General features: G+C 72.0%; 14 protein-coding genes. 5 read left to right on the forward strand and 9 right to left on the reverse strand.

The genetic code is table 11. The features are described from left to right. Positions 1 to 9: 9 nt before the first annotated feature. The 5 genes from rplI to H505_RS43985 all read right to left on the reverse strand — a co-directional run bounded on the left by rplI (position 10) and on the right by H505_RS43985 (position 2,194). The gene (gene rplI / locus H505_RS0123770; protein WP_026403972.1) at positions 10 to 456 is read right to left on the reverse strand and encodes a 50S ribosomal protein L9; all 447 of its coding nucleotides are present in this window, start codon (positions 454 to 456) and stop codon (positions 10 to 12) included. 19 nt (positions 457 to 475) lie between these two features. Beyond that, positions 476 to 712, reverse strand: a complete 237-nt coding sequence (gene rpsR, locus H505_RS0123775) for a 30S ribosomal protein S18 (RefSeq protein ID WP_026403973.1) — start codon at positions 710 to 712, stop codon at positions 476 to 478. Positions 713 to 851: 139 nt separating this feature from the next. Continuing rightward, a complete protein-coding gene (locus H505_RS0123780; RefSeq protein ID WP_026403974.1) occupies positions 852 to 1,415 on the reverse strand; it encodes a single-stranded DNA-binding protein in 564 nt (187 codons plus the stop codon). Positions 1,416 to 1,453: 38 nt separating this feature from the next. Next, the gene (rpsF, locus tag H505_RS0123785; protein WP_026403975.1) at positions 1,454 to 1,744 is read right to left on the reverse strand and encodes a 30S ribosomal protein S6; all 291 of its coding nucleotides are present in this window, start codon (positions 1,742 to 1,744) and stop codon (positions 1,454 to 1,456) included. A gap of 249 nt (positions 1,745 to 1,993) precedes the next feature. Further along, positions 1,994 to 2,194, reverse strand: a complete 201-nt coding sequence (locus tag H505_RS43985; protein WP_034519533.1) for a hypothetical protein — start codon at positions 2,192 to 2,194, stop codon at positions 1,994 to 1,996. Positions 2,195 to 2,398: 204 nt separating this feature from the next. On the opposite strand from H505_RS43985, the gene H505_RS0123795 reads away from it, so the two are divergent. The 3 genes from H505_RS0123795 (at position 2,399) to H505_RS0123805 (ending at position 4,226) form a co-directional block, all read left to right on the forward strand. After that, entirely contained in the window at positions 2,399 to 2,725 is a 327-nt protein-coding gene (locus tag H505_RS0123795; protein ID WP_125618492.1) for a hypothetical protein, read from the forward strand. A 153-nt stretch (positions 2,726 to 2,878) separates the two neighbouring features. Beyond that, entirely contained in the window at positions 2,879 to 3,649 is a 771-nt protein-coding gene (locus H505_RS0123800; protein ID WP_026403977.1) for a deoxyribonuclease IV, read from the forward strand. A 205-nt stretch (positions 3,650 to 3,854) separates the two neighbouring features. Beyond that, positions 3,855 to 4,226, forward strand: a complete 372-nt coding sequence (locus H505_RS0123805; protein WP_026403978.1) for a DUF4190 domain-containing protein — start codon at positions 3,855 to 3,857, stop codon at positions 4,224 to 4,226. Positions 4,227 to 4,239: 13 nt separating this feature from the next. Here the strand turns inward: H505_RS0123805 and H505_RS48040 are convergent, their stop codons facing one another. The 4 genes from H505_RS48040 to H505_RS52485 all read right to left on the reverse strand — a co-directional run bounded on the left by H505_RS48040 (position 4,240) and on the right by H505_RS52485 (position 13,358). Further along, positions 4,240 to 4,770: a barstar family protein gene (locus H505_RS48040; protein WP_026403979.1), complete on the reverse strand. Its 531-nt coding sequence runs from the start codon at positions 4,768 to 4,770 to the stop codon at positions 4,240 to 4,242. Between the two features lie 161 nt (positions 4,771 to 4,931). Continuing rightward, the gene (locus H505_RS43990; RefSeq protein ID WP_084550711.1) at positions 4,932 to 6,374 is read right to left on the reverse strand and encodes a glycosyltransferase family 87 protein; all 1,443 of its coding nucleotides are present in this window, start codon (positions 6,372 to 6,374) and stop codon (positions 4,932 to 4,934) included. A gap of 154 nt (positions 6,375 to 6,528) precedes the next feature. Continuing rightward, entirely contained in the window at positions 6,529 to 8,742 is a 2,214-nt protein-coding gene (locus H505_RS0123820) for a transglycosylase domain-containing protein (RefSeq protein WP_026403980.1), read from the reverse strand. A gap of 896 nt (positions 8,743 to 9,638) precedes the next feature. Beyond that, entirely contained in the window at positions 9,639 to 13,358 is a 3,720-nt protein-coding gene (locus H505_RS52485; protein WP_051301090.1) for a transglycosylase domain-containing protein, read from the reverse strand. A gap of 492 nt (positions 13,359 to 13,850) precedes the next feature. Between H505_RS52485 and H505_RS0123830 the strand changes: the two genes are divergently transcribed. Then, on the forward strand, positions 13,851 to 14,471 hold the full coding sequence (locus tag H505_RS0123830) for a PadR family transcriptional regulator (RefSeq protein ID WP_026403981.1): 621 nt from the start codon (positions 13,851 to 13,853) through the stop codon (positions 14,469 to 14,471). A 73-nt stretch (positions 14,472 to 14,544) separates the two neighbouring features. Next, positions 14,545 to 15,624 (forward strand): inositol-3-phosphate synthase, encoded by a 1,080-nt coding sequence (locus H505_RS0123835; RefSeq protein ID WP_026403982.1) that lies wholly within the window; start codon positions 14,545 to 14,547, stop codon positions 15,622 to 15,624. Positions 15,625 to 15,630 lie beyond the last annotated feature (6 nt).

Raw genomic sequence — 15,630 nt, forward strand, 5'->3', positions numbered from 1 at the left:
GTGCGGGCGTCAGCCCTCGACGACGTCGACGTCGATGGTGGCGTTGACGTCCGAGTGCAGCCGGATGCTGACCCGGTGCGTGCCGACGGTCTTGATCGGGTTGCCGATCTCGATGCGGCGGCGGTCCAGGTCGGGGCCGTCGGCGGCCTTGACCGCCTCGGCGATGTCGGCGGCGGTCACCGCGCCGAACAGGCGGCCGTTGCTGCCGGTCCGGGTGCGCAGCGTGACGCGCAGCCCGCCGAGCCGGTCGGCGACCTCCTTGGCGTGCTCGACGGTCGCGATCTCGCGGGCCGAACGCGCCTTCTTGATCGAGTCGATCTCCTTCTCGCCGCCGCGCGTCCACCGGATGGCGAACCCGCGCGGGATCAGGTAGTTGCGGCCGTAGCCGTCGCGGACCTCGATGACGTCACCGGGCTCGCCGAGCCCGGAGACCTGCTGGGTCAGGATGAGCTTCATGATCTGCTTCCCCCCGGCCTCAGCGCGCGGTGCTGGTGTAGGGCAGCAGCGCCATCTCGCGGGCGTTCTTGATCGCCGTGGCGACGTCGCGCTGGTGCTGGGTGCAGTTGCCCGTGACACGACGGGCACGGATCTTGCCGCGGTCGGAGATGAACTTCCGCAGCAGGACCGTGTCCTTGTAGTCGACGTAGGAGATCTTCTCCTGGCAGAACACGCAAACCTTCTTCTTCGGCTTGCGCGGAGGTGGCTTCGCCATCGTGGTGCTCCTTTGGGAGAGCCCCGCTCACGCGGGAATGGACGTGTGCTGGATCATTGCTCCGCCGGGGTGCGGCGGACGTCTGGGACCGCGGCGGCGCGGAACCGCCGCCGGGTGCCGGCCGGCGCCGGGGCAGGCGCTAGAACGGCGGGTCGTCGTTGTAGCCGCCGCCACCGCCGCCGGTGGCCCAGGGGTCGTTGCCCGGGGCGCCCTGCTGCTGGCCGCCGCCGCCGAAACCGCCCTGGGGCTGCCCGCCCCCGAAGCCGTCGCCGCCGCCCTGCTGGCCGCCGCCGAAACCGCCGCCGCCGCCGAAGCCGCCACCGCCGCCTCCGCCGCCCTGCCGCTGGGTCTTGTTGACCTTGGCGGTGGCGCTGCGCAGTGACGGGCCGACCTCTTCGACGTCGATCTCGAAGACGGTGCGCTTGTCACCCTGGGCCTCGTAGGTCCGCGCCTTGAGCCGGCCCTGCACGATGACCCGCATGCCGCGCTGCAGGCTCTCGGCCACGTTCTCCGCGGCCTGCCGCCAGACGCTGCAGGACATGAACAGCGTCTCGCCGTCCTTCCACTCGCCCGACTGGCGGTCGAACGACCGCGGCGTCGAGGCGACGCGGAAGGAGGCGACAGGTACGCCGCTGTTGGTGAAGCGCAGGGTCGGGTCCTCGACGAGGTTCCCGACGAGGGTGATTACGGTGTCGCCTGCCATGGGGCTCGCTCCGGCTGCTCTGAGGGCTGAGCCCTGGCTCAGTGGACCTCGGGACGGATGACCTTCGTGCGGAGGATCGACTCGCTGAGGTTGAGCTGCCGGTCGAGCTCCTTGACCGTGGCGGGCTCAGCCGACAGGTCGACCACCGCGTAGATGCCTTCGGACTTCTTCTGGATGTCGTACGCCAGGCGACGGCGGCCCCAGACGTCGACCTTCTCGACGCTGCCACCGTCGTCCTTGACGACCTTAAGGAACGGCTCGAGGGCCGCCGGAGCGGTGCGCTCGTCGATGCCGGGGTCGAGGATCGTCATGACTTCGTAACGACGCATGCTGGTCCCTACCTCCTCTGGACTGGTGCGGTCACGGTCTCTCCGTGACAGGAGGGCTGTCGCGTCTCCCGCGGCGGTCGGCTGCCCGGATCGCCGGGCGGACCTGCCACGGGACCGATACAGGCTACCAACTCGGCAGGTGGCCCGTGACCGCGTTCCGCACGCCGCCGGTGCCGCGCGCCGGCTCCCCGCCGGCGCGCGCCCCCGGCGTCCGCGCCGTCCCCGGACGCGGCCGCCGCGGGGCTCCCGTCAGCGGTGCGCTCCGGGACGCGCGCCCTGGCGGCCGCCGGAACGCGGACCGGGACGGGACGACGCCGAGCAGCGCCGCCGTTCCAGCTCGGTCATGATGTCGGTCATGCGGGCGCGCATCCGGGCGGTCTGCGTCGTGAGCAGCGTCAGCTCCTCCACCAGCTCCGCGTCCCCGATCAGGGCCAGCTCGCTGTGGTCCATTGCCTCGCCTCCGCCTTCTCCCCGCTTCCCCTCGGGGACGGCCTCGACTCGTTCTCGAATCCGTGTTCGACCGTACCGGGTGCGGCCGACATTTTCCGCCCGGGCTCGCAGGTTGATCCTCATCCGTCCCGGGAACCCTTAGATCACCGTCCGTCCGGTCGACCGGCCCGCCGGCCGAGCGGCGACACACCACGAGGAGGTCCGATGCCACAGGAGGCAGCCGGGAGCAGGCAGGCGGCCCGAAGCGGTCCGGACGCGGCCGCGCGTCCCGACGTCCAGACCGAATCGCACGCGGTGGGGAACGCGCTCGCCGCCGCCTCCATCACGATCGGGATCGCCGCCCTCGTCCTGGGCTGGATCCCCGCGACCCATCTCCCCGGCGCGATCGCGGCCGTCATCGGCCTGCCGCTCGCGCTCTACTCCCAGATGATCTCCGGAACGATCAACCAGCGGTGGCTCAACATCATCGGCATGATCGCCGCGTTCCTCGGCGGCGCGTTCGCGCTGAGCCACGGCGGCTTCTCCGTCTGATCCCCCGCGGGGCCGCTCTCCCGCGCGCCCGCCCCCCTCGCGCGGCGCCGGGGCGGCGGCCCCGCGCACGCCCGAGGACGCGCGCTGGGACGCGCGCCGGAGCGTGGGCGAAGTCGCACCGTACTGTCGTCCTCCGCGGCTAACCTCGGTGGCATGCGCATCGGAGCCCACGTCGACCAGACCAACCCGCTGGACAACGCACGCGCCATCGGCGCCGACGTCGTGCAGTTCTTCCTGGGCGACCCGCAGGGGTGGAAGAAGCCCGTCCTGCCCGAGGGCGTCGAGGCGCTGGCCGGGTCCGGCGTGGACGTGTTCGTGCACGCCCCGTACACGATCAACGTGGCGACGTCCAACAACCGCATCCGGATCCCGAGCCGCAAGAACCTCACGCAGCAGCTCGAGGCGGCGGCGTCCATCGGCGCGAAGGCGCTGATCGTGCACGGCGGGCACGTCCTGAAGGACGACGACCCGGAGACCGGCTTCGAGAACTGGCGCAAGGTGTTCGAGCGGGTCGAGTGCCCGATCCCCGTCTACATCGAGAACACCGCGGGCGGCGGCAACGCCATGGCCCGGAAGTTCGACCGGATCGCCCGGCTCTGGGAGGTGCTGTCGGGCGTCCCGGGGCTGGAGTCCAAGCTCGGGTTCTGCCTCGACACCTGCCACGCGCACGCGGCGGGCGAGGCGCTCATCGACGCCGTCGACCGGATCAAGGCCATCACCGGACGCATCGACCTCGTGCACTGCAACGACAGCCGGGACGCGTTCGGGTCGGGCGCCGACCGGCACGCCAACCTCGGCAGCGGCAGCATCGACACCGACCTCATCCTCACCGTGGTGCGGGCGGCGGGCGCGCCGGTCGTGGTGGAGACCCCGGCGGCCGGGCAGGCCGACGACATCGCCTGGCTGCGCGAGAACCTCGGCTGACCGTCCCGCCCGTCCGGTCCCGGAGCGCGGACGGACGGTCTTCCTCGGAGTTCGCGGGAACCCGAGCGGCGCGGGCTGCGTCTAACCCGATCGACAACACAGGATGGCGCCGTGATCCGTTCGTGGGTCACACTGGCTTAATCCGGAACCAGTCCTCCGCGCACGCGCGATCTCGCCGGTGGCGCGCGAACCGAACGGGGAACCCATGGCACAGCCCCCTTACGACCCCTACGGTTACGGGTCCCAGGACCCGTACGCCCAGTACCAGGCCCAGCCCGCGGTGCAGCACCACCACTACGGCCCGCCGTCGGCGCCCCCCACCAACGGCATGGCGACCGCCTCCATGGTGTGCGGGCTGATCGGCATCGTGTTCTGCGGCTTCACGTCCATCCTGGCGATCATCTTCGGGCACGTCGCGCAGTCCCAGATCCGGCGGACGCGCGAGGGCGGCTCGGGCATGGCCACCGCCGGGCTCGTCATGGGGTACATCGTCACGGCGATCTGGGGGCTCGTCTGGCTCCTCTACTTCATCGGCGTGATCGCGATGTTCGGGGCCAGCACGAACTCCACCTACTAGCCCGCCCGGACGGTCACGCGAGCCGGGGCACGCCCGCCACCTCCACGCCGACGCTCGACAGGAGCACGGTCATGGGGGTGGCGGTGTCGCGCCAGCGCTTGACCGCCCCGGCGAAGAGGTCCAGTACCGCGCGGAACGCCGGCTGGTCGTCCTCCGCGAGTTCGGACCACGACTCGTACAGCACCATGTACCCGTGCTCCGCGGGCGCCCAGGACAGGTCGGTGAGGGCGCCCTCCAGTGCTTCCCAGGTGGTGCCCACCCCTTCGGGGAAGCCGAAGGTCTCGCCGCACAGCCGCAGGAACTCGCCGCTGTCGGAGGCGCGGCGTCCGTCCAGGTGGAAGCCGCGCCAGCCGACCTCCCCGGCCCGCTCGGTCCAGGCCGCGTCGCCGAGCGCTCCCGCTGCGGGGGGCGTCCGCCACTGGTAGACGCCCGGTGCGAGGCGTCCGGCGGTCAGTTCGTCCAGTGCTCGATTCGCGTCCACGTCGTCATCTCCCCGGTGGTTCGCGCGCCCCGCGTCCGCGGGGTCCCGGGCAACGGCGATCATGCCCCAGAAACCCCCGCAAAACCATGCGTTCCACCCACGTGCCGGACGTCCGGCCCGGCACGCCCGCGTCCCAGGGGCCTCCGGCGCACCGCAAATCCCCGAAGTTCTCCGTGACCTTGGGCGACCCGCGGAACCGCCGGGGCGCGCGTGACCTCCGTGACCTACGGGACGGCCGATGCAGCGGCCCCGCGGGCCGTGCGGCGCGCGGCGCGCCACCGCCCGAGCGACACCGCGTCGTCCGCGCCGTCGAGGACGCCGCCCGCGGGATCGTCCGCGCCGTCGGCTCTGACCGCGTCGGCGGACGGGCGCAGGACCTCCCACACGATGAGCGCGGCGAGCGCGAGCACGGTGACGAACCGGGCGAGCAGCGCGATGTTGTAGACGTCCTGGCCGATGCCGCCCTCGGGGGCGTCCAGGGCCAGCACCGCCGACAGCGTGCCGGACAGGTCCGCGCCGGTGGTCTGCGCGGACACCGACAGCAGGAACCACCAGATGCCGAAGAAGTAGACGATCTCGCCGACCTGCCAGGCGACGAACGCGGGGAGCTTCGGCCGGGCCAGCACCGCGAGGGGCAGCAGCCACAGCACGTACTGCGGCGACCAGACCTTGTTGGGCAGCATGAACGCCACCAGGACGAGGAACATCAGCTGCGGCAGCCGGGGGCGGCGCGGCGCGGCCAGCGCGAGCACCCCGATGCCGGCGCAGAGCACGAGGCAGGTGCCGGTGCCGAGGAGGTTGAGCCGGCCGGTGTCGTCCAGTCCGGGCATGCCCTGGTCGCGGAGGAAGAACCAGATGGAGCCCCAGTCGATGCCGCGGTCCTGGCTGAACGTGTAGAACTGCAGCCACCCGTCCCAGGCGAACAGCATCACGGGGAGGTTCGCCGCGAGCCACGCGGCGGCGGTGCCCGCGAGCATCCGCCCCATCGCCCGCCACTGGCCCGCGCGCACACAGAGCAGGACGAGCGGGCCCAGGAACAGCAGCGGGTAGAACTTCGCGGCGATGGCCAGCCCCAGCAGGACGCCCGCGAGGGCGGGCCGTCGCTTCGACCACGCCGCCAGCGCCAGCGCGGACAGCCCGACGGCGAGCAGGTCCCAGTTGATGTACGCGCTGAGGAGCAGCGCGGGGGACAGGGCGACCATGAGCCCGGTGCGCAGCGAGCGGCGCCCGGCCGCGTACGCCGTCGCCAGGACGGTCGCGACCGCGAGGACGGCGAGCAGCAGCACGGTCACGTTGTAGAACGCCATGCCCCGTCCGTCGTCGCCGAACGGGGACACGAGCCACGCGACGAGCTGCATGAGCCCGCCGCTCAGCACCGGGTACTCGACGAACCGGATGTCGGTGCCGGGGAACGAGTCGAAGTACGGGATCAGCCCGTCGTTCAGCCCGCGCACGTAGTAGAGCGGGTAGACGTCGGTGTAGCAGGCGTTCGTCGTCGTCTCGATGAAGTCGAAGCCCGCGGACGAGCACGGCCGCTTCTGCAGCCATCCCAGCAGGCACACCAGGGCCGTGGCGCCCGTCAGGACCGGGACGAGCCGCGCCATGCGCCCGCGGACGTCCCCGGTCTCGGCGTCGGGCTTCGCGAGCCTCTCAGAAGACGACGACATGGACAGCAAGACTATTGGTGATCGAGCCCGCGCGCGCCCGGGGCTTGCACCGGTCCATTCGGCCGGGGGCGCCGCTCCCGGCACGCGGAAGGCCCGGATCCGCGTGCTGCGGCTCCGGGCCTTCCGGCCGGGCTGGGGCGTTACCGCCGTCCCGTCAGTCGTTCTGCGTATTGGGACCGTTGGGTCCGCCGGGGCCCTCCGGGTTCTCGGGGCGGCACTCGGGGACGGTCTCCCGCCTGTTCTCCCGGTCGCACCACCAGTCCGGGTAGCCCGGCGGGGGGAGGGCGGGGTCGCAGCCGACCGGCGTGTTCCACGGAGACGTGCAGGGCTTCTTCGCTCCGCCGGTCGGCTGGCCGGTCGGGCTCTCCGTCGCCGGCGGCGATTCGCTCTGGCAGTTCTCGCCGTCCTGGCCGCCCGGCCCGTCCTGCCCGGGGCGGCAGGAGGGGGACGTCGACGTGGACGGCGACGACGACGGCGAGGGCGTCGTCAGCTCGGGCTTGGCCCAGGCGGCGACCTCACCGCCGTACACGGCGGGCTCGAACTGCATGACCGGCTGGCCCTTGTGCGCCTGCATCATGAACGTCTTGAACAGGTCGGCGGGGACGGTACCACCGTAGACCTGGGTGTAGTTGCCGATGCCCTCCAGGGACAGCCGGTTCCTGTTCTTGTCCTCGCGCCACATGGCCACGGCCGTGGACAGTTGCGGGGTGTAGCCGACGAACCAGGCCGACCGGTGCTTGTCGGTGGTACCGGTCTTGCCGGCGACCGGGCGGTCCGGGAGGGCGGCGCGCTCACCGGTACCGCTCGTGACGACGTCCCGCATGGCGGCGGTCGCGTCGCGCGCGACGCCCTCCTCGAAGACCCGCTCGCCGTCGCCCCACGGGTTCTTCTTGACGACCTCGCCGTCCTCGTTCTTGACCGGATCGCCGTTGATCTTCTCGATCGACTTGATCACGTGCGCGGGCCGGTGGACGCCGCCGGCCGCGAACGTCGAGTACACCGACGCCATCGTGACCGAGCTGGCGTCGATGACGCCCAGCGGCAGCGAGGTGACGGGCTCGAGCGGGGCGTCCTTCATGCCCATCTTCTTGGCCATCTGGATGACGTTCTCAAGGCCGACTTTCTGGCCGAGCTCCACGTACGACGTGTTGATCGACATCGCCGTCATCTCTTGGAGGTCGTAGACGCCGTCCTCCGCACGGTTGTCGTTCGTGAACGGCGTGCCGTTGATGACCCGCCGGTAGCTGCCGTCCATCGTGGTCTTCAGGCTGATGCCCTGGCTGAGGGCGGTCGCGAGCACGATCGGCTTGAAGGACGAACCGGGCTGCACCTTGCCCTGGAACGAGTCGTCGAACTGCTGCTCCTCGTAGCCGGGGCCGCCGTACGCCGCGATGACGCCGCCCGTCTTCGGGTCGACCGCGCTGAGCCCGAAGTGGATCTCCTTGCCGAGGCCGTTGTCCTTCTTGATCTTCTCGACGGCCTTGGCGGTGAACTCCTGGAGCCCGTGGTCGAAGGTCGTCGTGATCTTCAGGCCCTCGGTCTCCAGGGCGGTCTCCGGGATGCCCAGCGCCTCCAGCTCGCGGACGACGCGCTCGCGCAGGTAGCCGGCCTGCTCGCCGCCCTGCACGTCGCTCCACTCCTTCTGGGTCTGCGGGAACTTCATCGCCTGGCGCTTGCTCTCCTCGAGCCAGCCCTCCTCGACCATGCCCTTCAGCACGTAGTTCCAGCGGAAGACCAGCGCTTCCTTGGCCTTCTTCTTCTCCGGGTCGGTGGGGTTGCCGTAGGTGACGAAGTAGCTCGGCTGCTGGATCATCGCGGCGAGCAGCGCGGCCTGCTCCACGGTCAGCTTGTCGACCGTCGTGTGGAAGTAGGCGCGGGCCGCGGCCTGGATGCCGTACGCCTGCCGCCCGAAGGGGACCGTGTTGAGGTAGAGCTCGAGGATCTTCTCCTTCTTCTCCTCGTTGCCCAGCCGGATGGAGATCATGATCTCCTTCAGCTTCCGGCTGACGGTCCGCTCCTGGCTGAGCCCCGCGAAGTAGTTGCGGGCGAGCTGCTGCGTGATCGTCGACGCGCCGGTGACCTCGCCGCCGGTCGCCGCCGTCACGACCGCCCGGGCGATGCCCGACGGCGAGACGCCCGGCTCCGTCCAGAACTTGCGGTCCTCGGCCGCGAGCACCGCGTTCTGCACGTGCTTCGGCACTTGATCGAGCGGGACGCTGGTCCGGTTCATCCCGACCCGCGCCAGCACCTCGCCGTCCTTGTACTCGATCACCGAGGACTGGCGGACGGCGTCCGCCTGCGCCTCGTCGGGGATCGGCGTCTGCACGTACACCACGACGAGGAGCGTCGCGATGGCGACGATGCCCACGGTGACGACCGAGAGGGCGACCTTCCAGGACGGGACGTACTTCCGCCAGCCGGTCTTCTCCGGCTTGTCCGACGGCTTGCCGCGCCGCCCCCCGGGACCGCCCGGGCCGCCGGGTCCGCCCGGACCGCCCTGCCGCCGCGGACCGGGACCGCCCGGCCCGCCGGGACGCCCCTGCCCACCGGGCCCGCCGGGGCCACCGGGGCCACCGGGGCCGCCCGGCCTGCCCGGACCGCCCGGGCCGCCGGGACGTCCAGGCCCGCCGGGCCCTCCCGGACCGCCGGGGCCGCGTCCCGGCGGGGGGCCGGACGGGCCGGACGGCATCGCCGCGGGCTGCCCGCGGCGCCGCCCTCCCGGGGGGCCCGCGGGACGGGCCGGACCGCCGCCGCGCCCGCCCTGGCGAGGCCCCGGCCGCGGCTGCCTGCCGGGCGGCGGGGAGCCGCCGGGGTTCCCGCGCTGACCGCCGCCGGAAGGGCCGGGGCGGGGGGCGCGCCTGCGGCCCTGGCTGTCTCCGTATTCCGGTCCGTATCGGCTTGGGTTACTCACGCGGCCTCATCAACTGGGGTACGGCTGTGCGTCGTCAGAGGGTACTGCGCACGTGCGGACGTGGGGGCGGGAGCGGTTGCGCCCGATGCCCCTGTGGGGGTCGAACGACCTCGATCATGCCATCCGGTACCGGTTCGTCCGGACCGTTCCGGCGCGATGCCCGATTCCCGGCCCGGCCTGCCCGGCCGCGCGGCGGCGGCGGGGGGCGCCGTGCCGCCCGCCGCCGCGGGCGGCACGGCCCGCGGCGGTACGCGAACATAATTCATGTCACACCCCGATCTGACAGGACCTCACCGGCGGGACGCCCGGCGGCGCCCGCCGCGCCGCGGGCCGCGATCACCGTCATCGCCGCCTCACTCCGGCGGTCTGCCGAACGGAAGCAGCGGCCGCACGTCCTCGAACTCGGTGTCGCGGTTCCGGCCCCCGCGCCCCCGGCACTGCTCGGCGCCGCGGTTGATCTGGCACCACCACCGCGGGGGCGGGTCGCTCGGCGGCTTGCGGATGTCGCACTCGCCGTTCGGGATCGGCGACCGGCACGGCGGCTTGTCGCCGCCCCCGCCGCCCTCGCCGCGGCACCGCGGGTCGAGGTTGCCCCACGGCTCGTCGCACCACTCCGGCTTCTCGGGCTTCTTCGGCTTCGGCGGCTTCGCCCACTTCTGCACGATCCCGCCGAACGTCGGCTCGGGGAACGCCTTGGCCTCCAGGCCCTCGGTCGCCCGCACCATGTACGCGCGCCACAGCCGCGCCGGGATCGTCCCGCCCTCGACCTCGCCGATCCCCGGCAGGACGACCGACTTCTTCTTGCCGTCCGGCCCGTTCGCGTCGCTGAACATCGTCACCGCGGTCGACACCTGCGGCACGTAGCCGACGAACCACGACGACACGTTCCGGTCCGTGGTGCCCGTCTTGCCCGCGACGTCCCGTCCGTCCGGCAGCCGCGCCGCCGTCGCCGTGCCGCCCCGGACGACCTGCTGCATCGCGTACGTCGCGTCCGCCGCGACGCCCTTGCTGAAGATCCGCCGCGACTCGTACTTCGGCTTCAGCCGCACCGTCTCGTTGTCGGTCTGCTTCACGACCCGGATGACGTGCGGCTCGTGGTAGACGCCGCCGTTGGCGAACGCCTGGTACCCGGCCGCCTGCTCGATCGCCCGGATGTCGTTGACGCCGAGCGCCAGGTTGATCCCGACGTGCCCCTTCAGCAGGTCGGGGGAGATGCCCGCGTCGGTCTCGGTCTCCTTCACCTCGTCGACGCCGACCTTCCCGGCGAGCTGCAGGAACGCGGTGTTGACCGAGTCCTGCAGCGCCTTCGTCAGCGTGATCGCCGGGCCGACGTCGTGGGTGTTCGGGACGACCGTCGCGCCCGCCGTCCCCTTCGGCACCACGTTGCCGTTCGCGTCGATCGGGGTGTTCGACCGCCCCTCGACGAGGCTCTTGAGGCTGTACCCCTGCTTCAGCGCGGTCGCCAGCACGTACGGCTTCACCGCCGACCCCGCCTGCGCGGAGCCCTGCCACACGGTGTTGAACGACTGCTCCAGGTAGCCCGGCCCGCCGTAGAACGCGATGACCTCTCCGTTCTCGGTGTTGACCGACACCAGCCCGACCTGGATGTCCTTCTTCGCGAGCTTCTTCGGGTTCACCTGGGAGATGCTGTCCTCGACGGCCTTGCGCGCGTCCGCCATCCGCTTGCGGTTGAACGTCGTGTACACCCGCAGGCCCTTGGTGGTGAGCTCCTGCTCGTCGATGCCGCGCCGCCGCAGCTCCTCCTTGGCCCGCATCAGCATGTAGCCCTGCTGGCCCTCGTACAGCTGGTCGCCGGCGTTGCGCGAGAAGACCTTGGGGAAGGTCTTCTTGTACTTCTCCGCGTCCGCCGCCTTCATCTGGCCCATGCCGACGAGCCCGTTCAGCGTGTACTCGTAGCGGCCCTGCGCCCACTGCCGCCACTGCTTCTCGGCCGGGTCGCGGTTGGGGTGCTGGATGAGCCCGCCGAGCAGGGCGGCCTGGTCGGGCTTGAGCTCCCAGACGTCCTTGCCGAAGTACTCCCGGGACGCCGCCTGGATCCCGTACGTGTTCCGGCCGAGGTAGATGGTGTTCAGGTACAGCTCGAGGATCTCGTCCTTGGTGTACTTCTCCTCGAGCTTCACCGAGATGAACAGCTCTTTGAACTTCCGGCTCATCGTCCGGTTGTTGGGGTCGGAGTAGTAGTTCTTGGCGAGCTGCTGCGTGATGGTGGAACCGCCGCCGGACCCGCCGGTCAGGTTCTCCCACGCCGCCCGCGCGGTGCCCTTGACCGAGAACCCGGGGTCGGAGCGGAAGCTGCGGTTCTCCGCCGCCAGCACCGCGTTCTGCACGACCTCCGGGACCTTCTCCAGGTCGACGCTCTGCCGCTTCTTCCCGATCCGGCCGATCTCGCTGCCGTCGGTGTAGTAGAAGATCGACGCCTGGTCCTGGACGCCCTCGACCGTCGGCTCCGCGGGGGTCGGCGTGTTCGAGTACGCGACCCACACCAGCGTCACCACGCTCGCGACCCCGAGCCCGATGACCCCGGCCACCAGCTTCCACGAGGGCAGGAAGCGCCGCCAGCCGCTGTCGCGCGACCGCAGGTGGCCGAGAAGGCCCCGCTTCCCCTTCCCGGGGCCGCCGGTCCCGCCCGGCCCCCCGGGTCCGCCGGGGCCGCCCGGTCCGCCCGGCACGCCCCCGGACCCGAACCCGACCGCCTTCGCGGGCGGGTCCGTCGCCGTCGTCTGCGCTCCGCCGCCGGGCGGCGTCCCCGGCGCGCCCATCGCGGCGCCGCCGAACCCGCCCGGGGCACCGGACGCGCCCGGAGCGTTCGGAGCCCCCGGGCCGGCGGGCACGGGCGCCCCGCCCCGGAACACGTCCACGCTCGTCTCCGGGGAAGGCGCGCCCCGGTCGGCGCCCGGGACGTCCGAGCCCGAGGGCCCGGGCGCGGGGAAGCCCGCACCCGGTGCGGGACTCGCCCCGGGGGCACCCGGAACGTTCGAGGACGAAGGAGCGGGCCCGTTCGGCGCAGGCGCGCCCAAGGGGTCGCCGCCGCGGGGGACGTGCACGGTGGCATCGCCGAACCCGTCCGACGCGCTCGGGCCGGTCCCCGGCGGGCCGCTTCCGGGCCCGCCCGCGGCCGGGGCGCCTTCCGCGTTCGCGGCAGGGGACGGCGGCCCGCCCAGCGGACCGCCCAGAGGGTCGGAACCGGGAGGCACATGGACGGTCGCGTCGCCGATCTCGGGGCCCGGACCGGAGGCCGCCGGCGCGGGGCCGCTCAGCGGACCGCCGAGGGGGTCGCCGCCCGAGGGCACGCGCATCGTGGCATCGCCCAGATCGGTCCCCGGCGCGCTCCCGAAAGCGCCTGGACCGCTCAACGGACCGCCGTCCAGCGGTCCCGCGCCCAGCGGACCGCCGCCGAGGGGGTCGCCGAGGGGGTCGCTACCGGGGGAGACCCGCATGGTGGCGTCGCCCGCGTCCGCTCCCGAGGACGGGGGCGGGGGCGGGGACGGCGGCAGGGGCGGGGGCGGGGGCGGGGCGCCGAAGCCGCTCAGCGGATCCGTACCGGGAGGAAGGTTCACGGTCGCGTCGCCCAGTCCGGGGCCGGCGGCGGGCTGGTCGCCCGCGCCGAGGCCCGGGAAGCCGGCGCCCGGGGCCCCGAGGGGGTCCGACCCGGACGGAACGTGCATGGTCGCGTCGCCGAGGTCGGCGCCCGGTGCGCCGAGCCCGCCACCGGACGTCCCGGACGTTCCGGACGCGGGGCCGCCCAGGGGGCTCGACCCGGGCGGGACGTGCACGGTCGCGTCGCCGAGGTCGGCGCCGCTCCCGGCACCGGGGAAGCCGCCGGGGCCCTGCGCGCCCGGGAGGTCGAAGCCGCCGAGGGCGTCGGACGGGCCGGGGGGCGCGGGCGCGCCCGGCGGTGCGGCCGGCGGGGGCCCGAAGATCGCCGTTGCGTCGGCTGCCCCCGCGGGTTCGGCGGGGGCGGCCGGAACCTCCGGATCGCCGGGGCGGGGAAGGTGCTGCCCGCCCGGCCACTGCGACCCGGACTCCGGTCGGGGCTGGCTTGGATTACTCACGCGACCTCATCAACAGGGGACAACGACTCGTGCGCCGTCCGAAGAGTACTGTGCGGGCTGGTGAGCGGGGGGAGCGCTGTGCAAGGCGGTACTCCGTTCCGGCTGGTCAACGTCCCTCACCGACGTTTCGGTCGGCGCATCCCTCCTCGATCGTCCGCGGCTCGGGGGCCCGTTGCCCGCGACCGGGGGCGTGCGACGTCGCCGGATGGCTGCCAGCGCCACTTTGACACACTTCGGCCACATAGACCCGGAATTCGCCGTATTCGCGGGCCTCTCGCACTCTTCGTAGCCGGACGGTCCGCGCGCGTGCAATAAAACGACCGTAGAACGCGCGCGTATGCGCGCGCGAGAAACCGGACGGAGGGTGGTCCGGCTCTCGTTCAGGGCGGCTTGCGATGACGCGCCCCGGTACGTATCTTTGCGAATGTATCGAGCCGATACATTCACTCGATACATCGACCTGAGACATCGGGCTCTGCGGAGGGAACCGGGATGGCGGCCAGGAAGGGCGCGGGCGTGCTGGAGCTCGCCGTGCTCGGGCTGCTGCACGAGTCCCCGATGCACGGGTACGAGCTGCGCAAGCGGCTCAACGCCCTGCTGGGCATGTTCCGGGCGTTCTCGTACGGGTCCCTCTATCCGTGCCTCAAGCAGCTCCTCGCCAGGGGACTGATCATGGAGGACCGGCCGGAGGAGCCCAACGTGCCGCTCGCCCTGCAGAGCCGCCGGTCGAAGATCGTCTACAAGCTCACCGCCGACGGGAAGGAGCGCCTCCAGCAGCTCCTGACCGAGGCCGGTCCGGCGTCCTGGGAGGACGAGGGGTTCGGCGTGCACTTCGCCTTCTTCTCGCACACCCGCGCCGACGTCCGGCTGCGGATCCTCGAAGGCCGGCGCAGCCGGCTCGAGGAGCGCCTGGAGGGGTTCCGCGCCGCGCTGGCACGGACCCGGGAACGGGTCGACTCCTACACCCTCGAGTTGCAGAACCACGGGTTGGAGTCCGTCGAGCGCGAGGTCCGGTGGCTCAACGAGCTCATCGGCCGCGAGCGGGCCGAGCAGGAAAAACTAGCCAAGTCTTCAGAAATTGATCAGGACATGCCTCGGGAGAAGGGCCGCTGACCCAGCGGGCCCGTCGCCTTCGAGGTCGGGTGAAGAACACCACATGTTCCGCAACAGGAGAAGGAGCAACCGGATGGGTTCGGTGCGCGTAGCCATCGTGGGTGTGGGCAACTGCGCCTCTTCGCTCGTCCAGGGTGTCGAGTTCTACAAGGACGCGGCCCCCGAGACGCGGGTTCCCGGCCTCATGCACGTCCAGTTCGGCGAGTACCACGTCGGTGACGTCGAGTTCGTGGCGGCGTTCGACGTGGACGCCAAGAAGGTCGGGATGGACCTGTCCGAGGCCATCCACGCGAGCGAGAACAACACGTACAAGTTCGCGGACGTCCCCCCGAGCGGCGTGATCGTGCAGCGCGGCCACACCCTGGACGGCCTGGGCGAGTACTACCTCGACATGGTGGAGGAGTCGGACGCGCAGCCGGTCGACGTCGTCCAGGCGCTCAAGGACGCCGAGGTCGACGTGCTCGTGTCCTACCTGCCGGTGGGCTCCGAGGAGGCCGACCGCTTCTACGCCCAGTGCGCGATCGACGCGAACGTCGGGTTCGTCAACGCGCTGCCGGTGTTCATCGCCAGCGACCCCGAGTGGGCCGAGAAGTTCACCAAGGCCGGCGTCCCGATCGTGGGCGACGACATCAAGTCCCAGGTCGGCGCGACGATCACGCACCGCGTGATGGCCAAGCTGTTCGAGGACCGCGGGGTCGAGCTGCTGCGCACCTACCAGCTCAACTTCGGCGGCAACATGGACTTCATGAACATGCTGGAGCGCAAGCGCCTCCAGTCGAAGAAGATCTCCAAGACGCAGTCGGTCACCTCGCAGATCCCCCACGAGATGGCGAAGGCCGACGTGCACATCGGCCCGTCCGACCACGTGCCGTGGCTGGACGACCGCAAGTGGGCGTACGTCCGGCTCGAGGGCAAGTCGTTCGGCGACACCCCGCTGAACCTGGAGTACAAGCTCGAGGTGTGGGACTCCCCCAACTCCGCCGGCGTCATCATCGACGCGGTGCGCGCCGCCAAGATCGCCAAGGACCGCGGCATCGGCGGCCCGATCCTGTCGGCGAGCTCCTACTTCATGAAGTCGCCGCCGGTGCAGTACACCGACGACGAGGCGCGCGACGCCGTCGAGCAGTTCATCGCGGGCGAGCTCGACCGCTGACCCCGG

The organism is Actinomadura rifamycini DSM 43936 (assembly GCF_000425065.1).
GTDB classification, from domain to species: domain Bacteria; phylum Actinomycetota; class Actinomycetes; order Streptosporangiales; family Streptosporangiaceae; genus Spirillospora; species Spirillospora rifamycini.

Bases quoted from the DNA above. Each gene is read 5' to 3' on its own strand.
- H505_RS43985 (WP_034519533.1), bottom strand. From the start codon at position 2,194: ATGGACCACAGCGAGCTGGCCCTGATCGGGGACGCGGAGCTGGTGGAG.
- H505_RS48040 (WP_026403979.1), bottom strand. From the start codon at position 4,770: ATGATCGCCGTTGCCCGGGACCCCGCGGACGCGGGGCGCGCGAACCAC.
- H505_RS0123835 (WP_026403982.1), top strand. From the start codon at position 14,545: ATGGGTTCGGTGCGCGTAGCCATCGTGGGTGTGGGCAACTGCGCCTCT.
- rplI (WP_026403972.1), bottom strand. From the start codon at position 456: ATGAAGCTCATCCTGACCCAGCAGGTCTCCGGGCTCGGCGAGCCCGGT.
- H505_RS0123795 (WP_125618492.1), top strand. From the start codon at position 2,399: ATGCCACAGGAGGCAGCCGGGAGCAGGCAGGCGGCCCGAAGCGGTCCG.
- rpsF (WP_026403975.1), bottom strand. From the start codon at position 1,744: ATGCGTCGTTACGAAGTCATGACGATCCTCGACCCCGGCATCGACGAG.
- H505_RS0123805 (WP_026403978.1), top strand. From the start codon at position 3,855: ATGGCACAGCCCCCTTACGACCCCTACGGTTACGGGTCCCAGGACCCG.
- H505_RS43990 (WP_084550711.1), bottom strand. From the start codon at position 6,374: ATGTCGTCGTCTTCTGAGAGGCTCGCGAAGCCCGACGCCGAGACCGGG.
- H505_RS0123800 (WP_026403977.1), top strand. From the start codon at position 2,879: ATGCGCATCGGAGCCCACGTCGACCAGACCAACCCGCTGGACAACGCA.
- H505_RS0123780 (WP_026403974.1), bottom strand. From the start codon at position 1,415: ATGGCAGGCGACACCGTAATCACCCTCGTCGGGAACCTCGTCGAGGAC.
- H505_RS0123830 (WP_026403981.1), top strand. From the start codon at position 13,851: ATGGCGGCCAGGAAGGGCGCGGGCGTGCTGGAGCTCGCCGTGCTCGGG.
- rpsR (WP_026403973.1), bottom strand. From the start codon at position 712: ATGGCGAAGCCACCTCCGCGCAAGCCGAAGAAGAAGGTTTGCGTGTTC.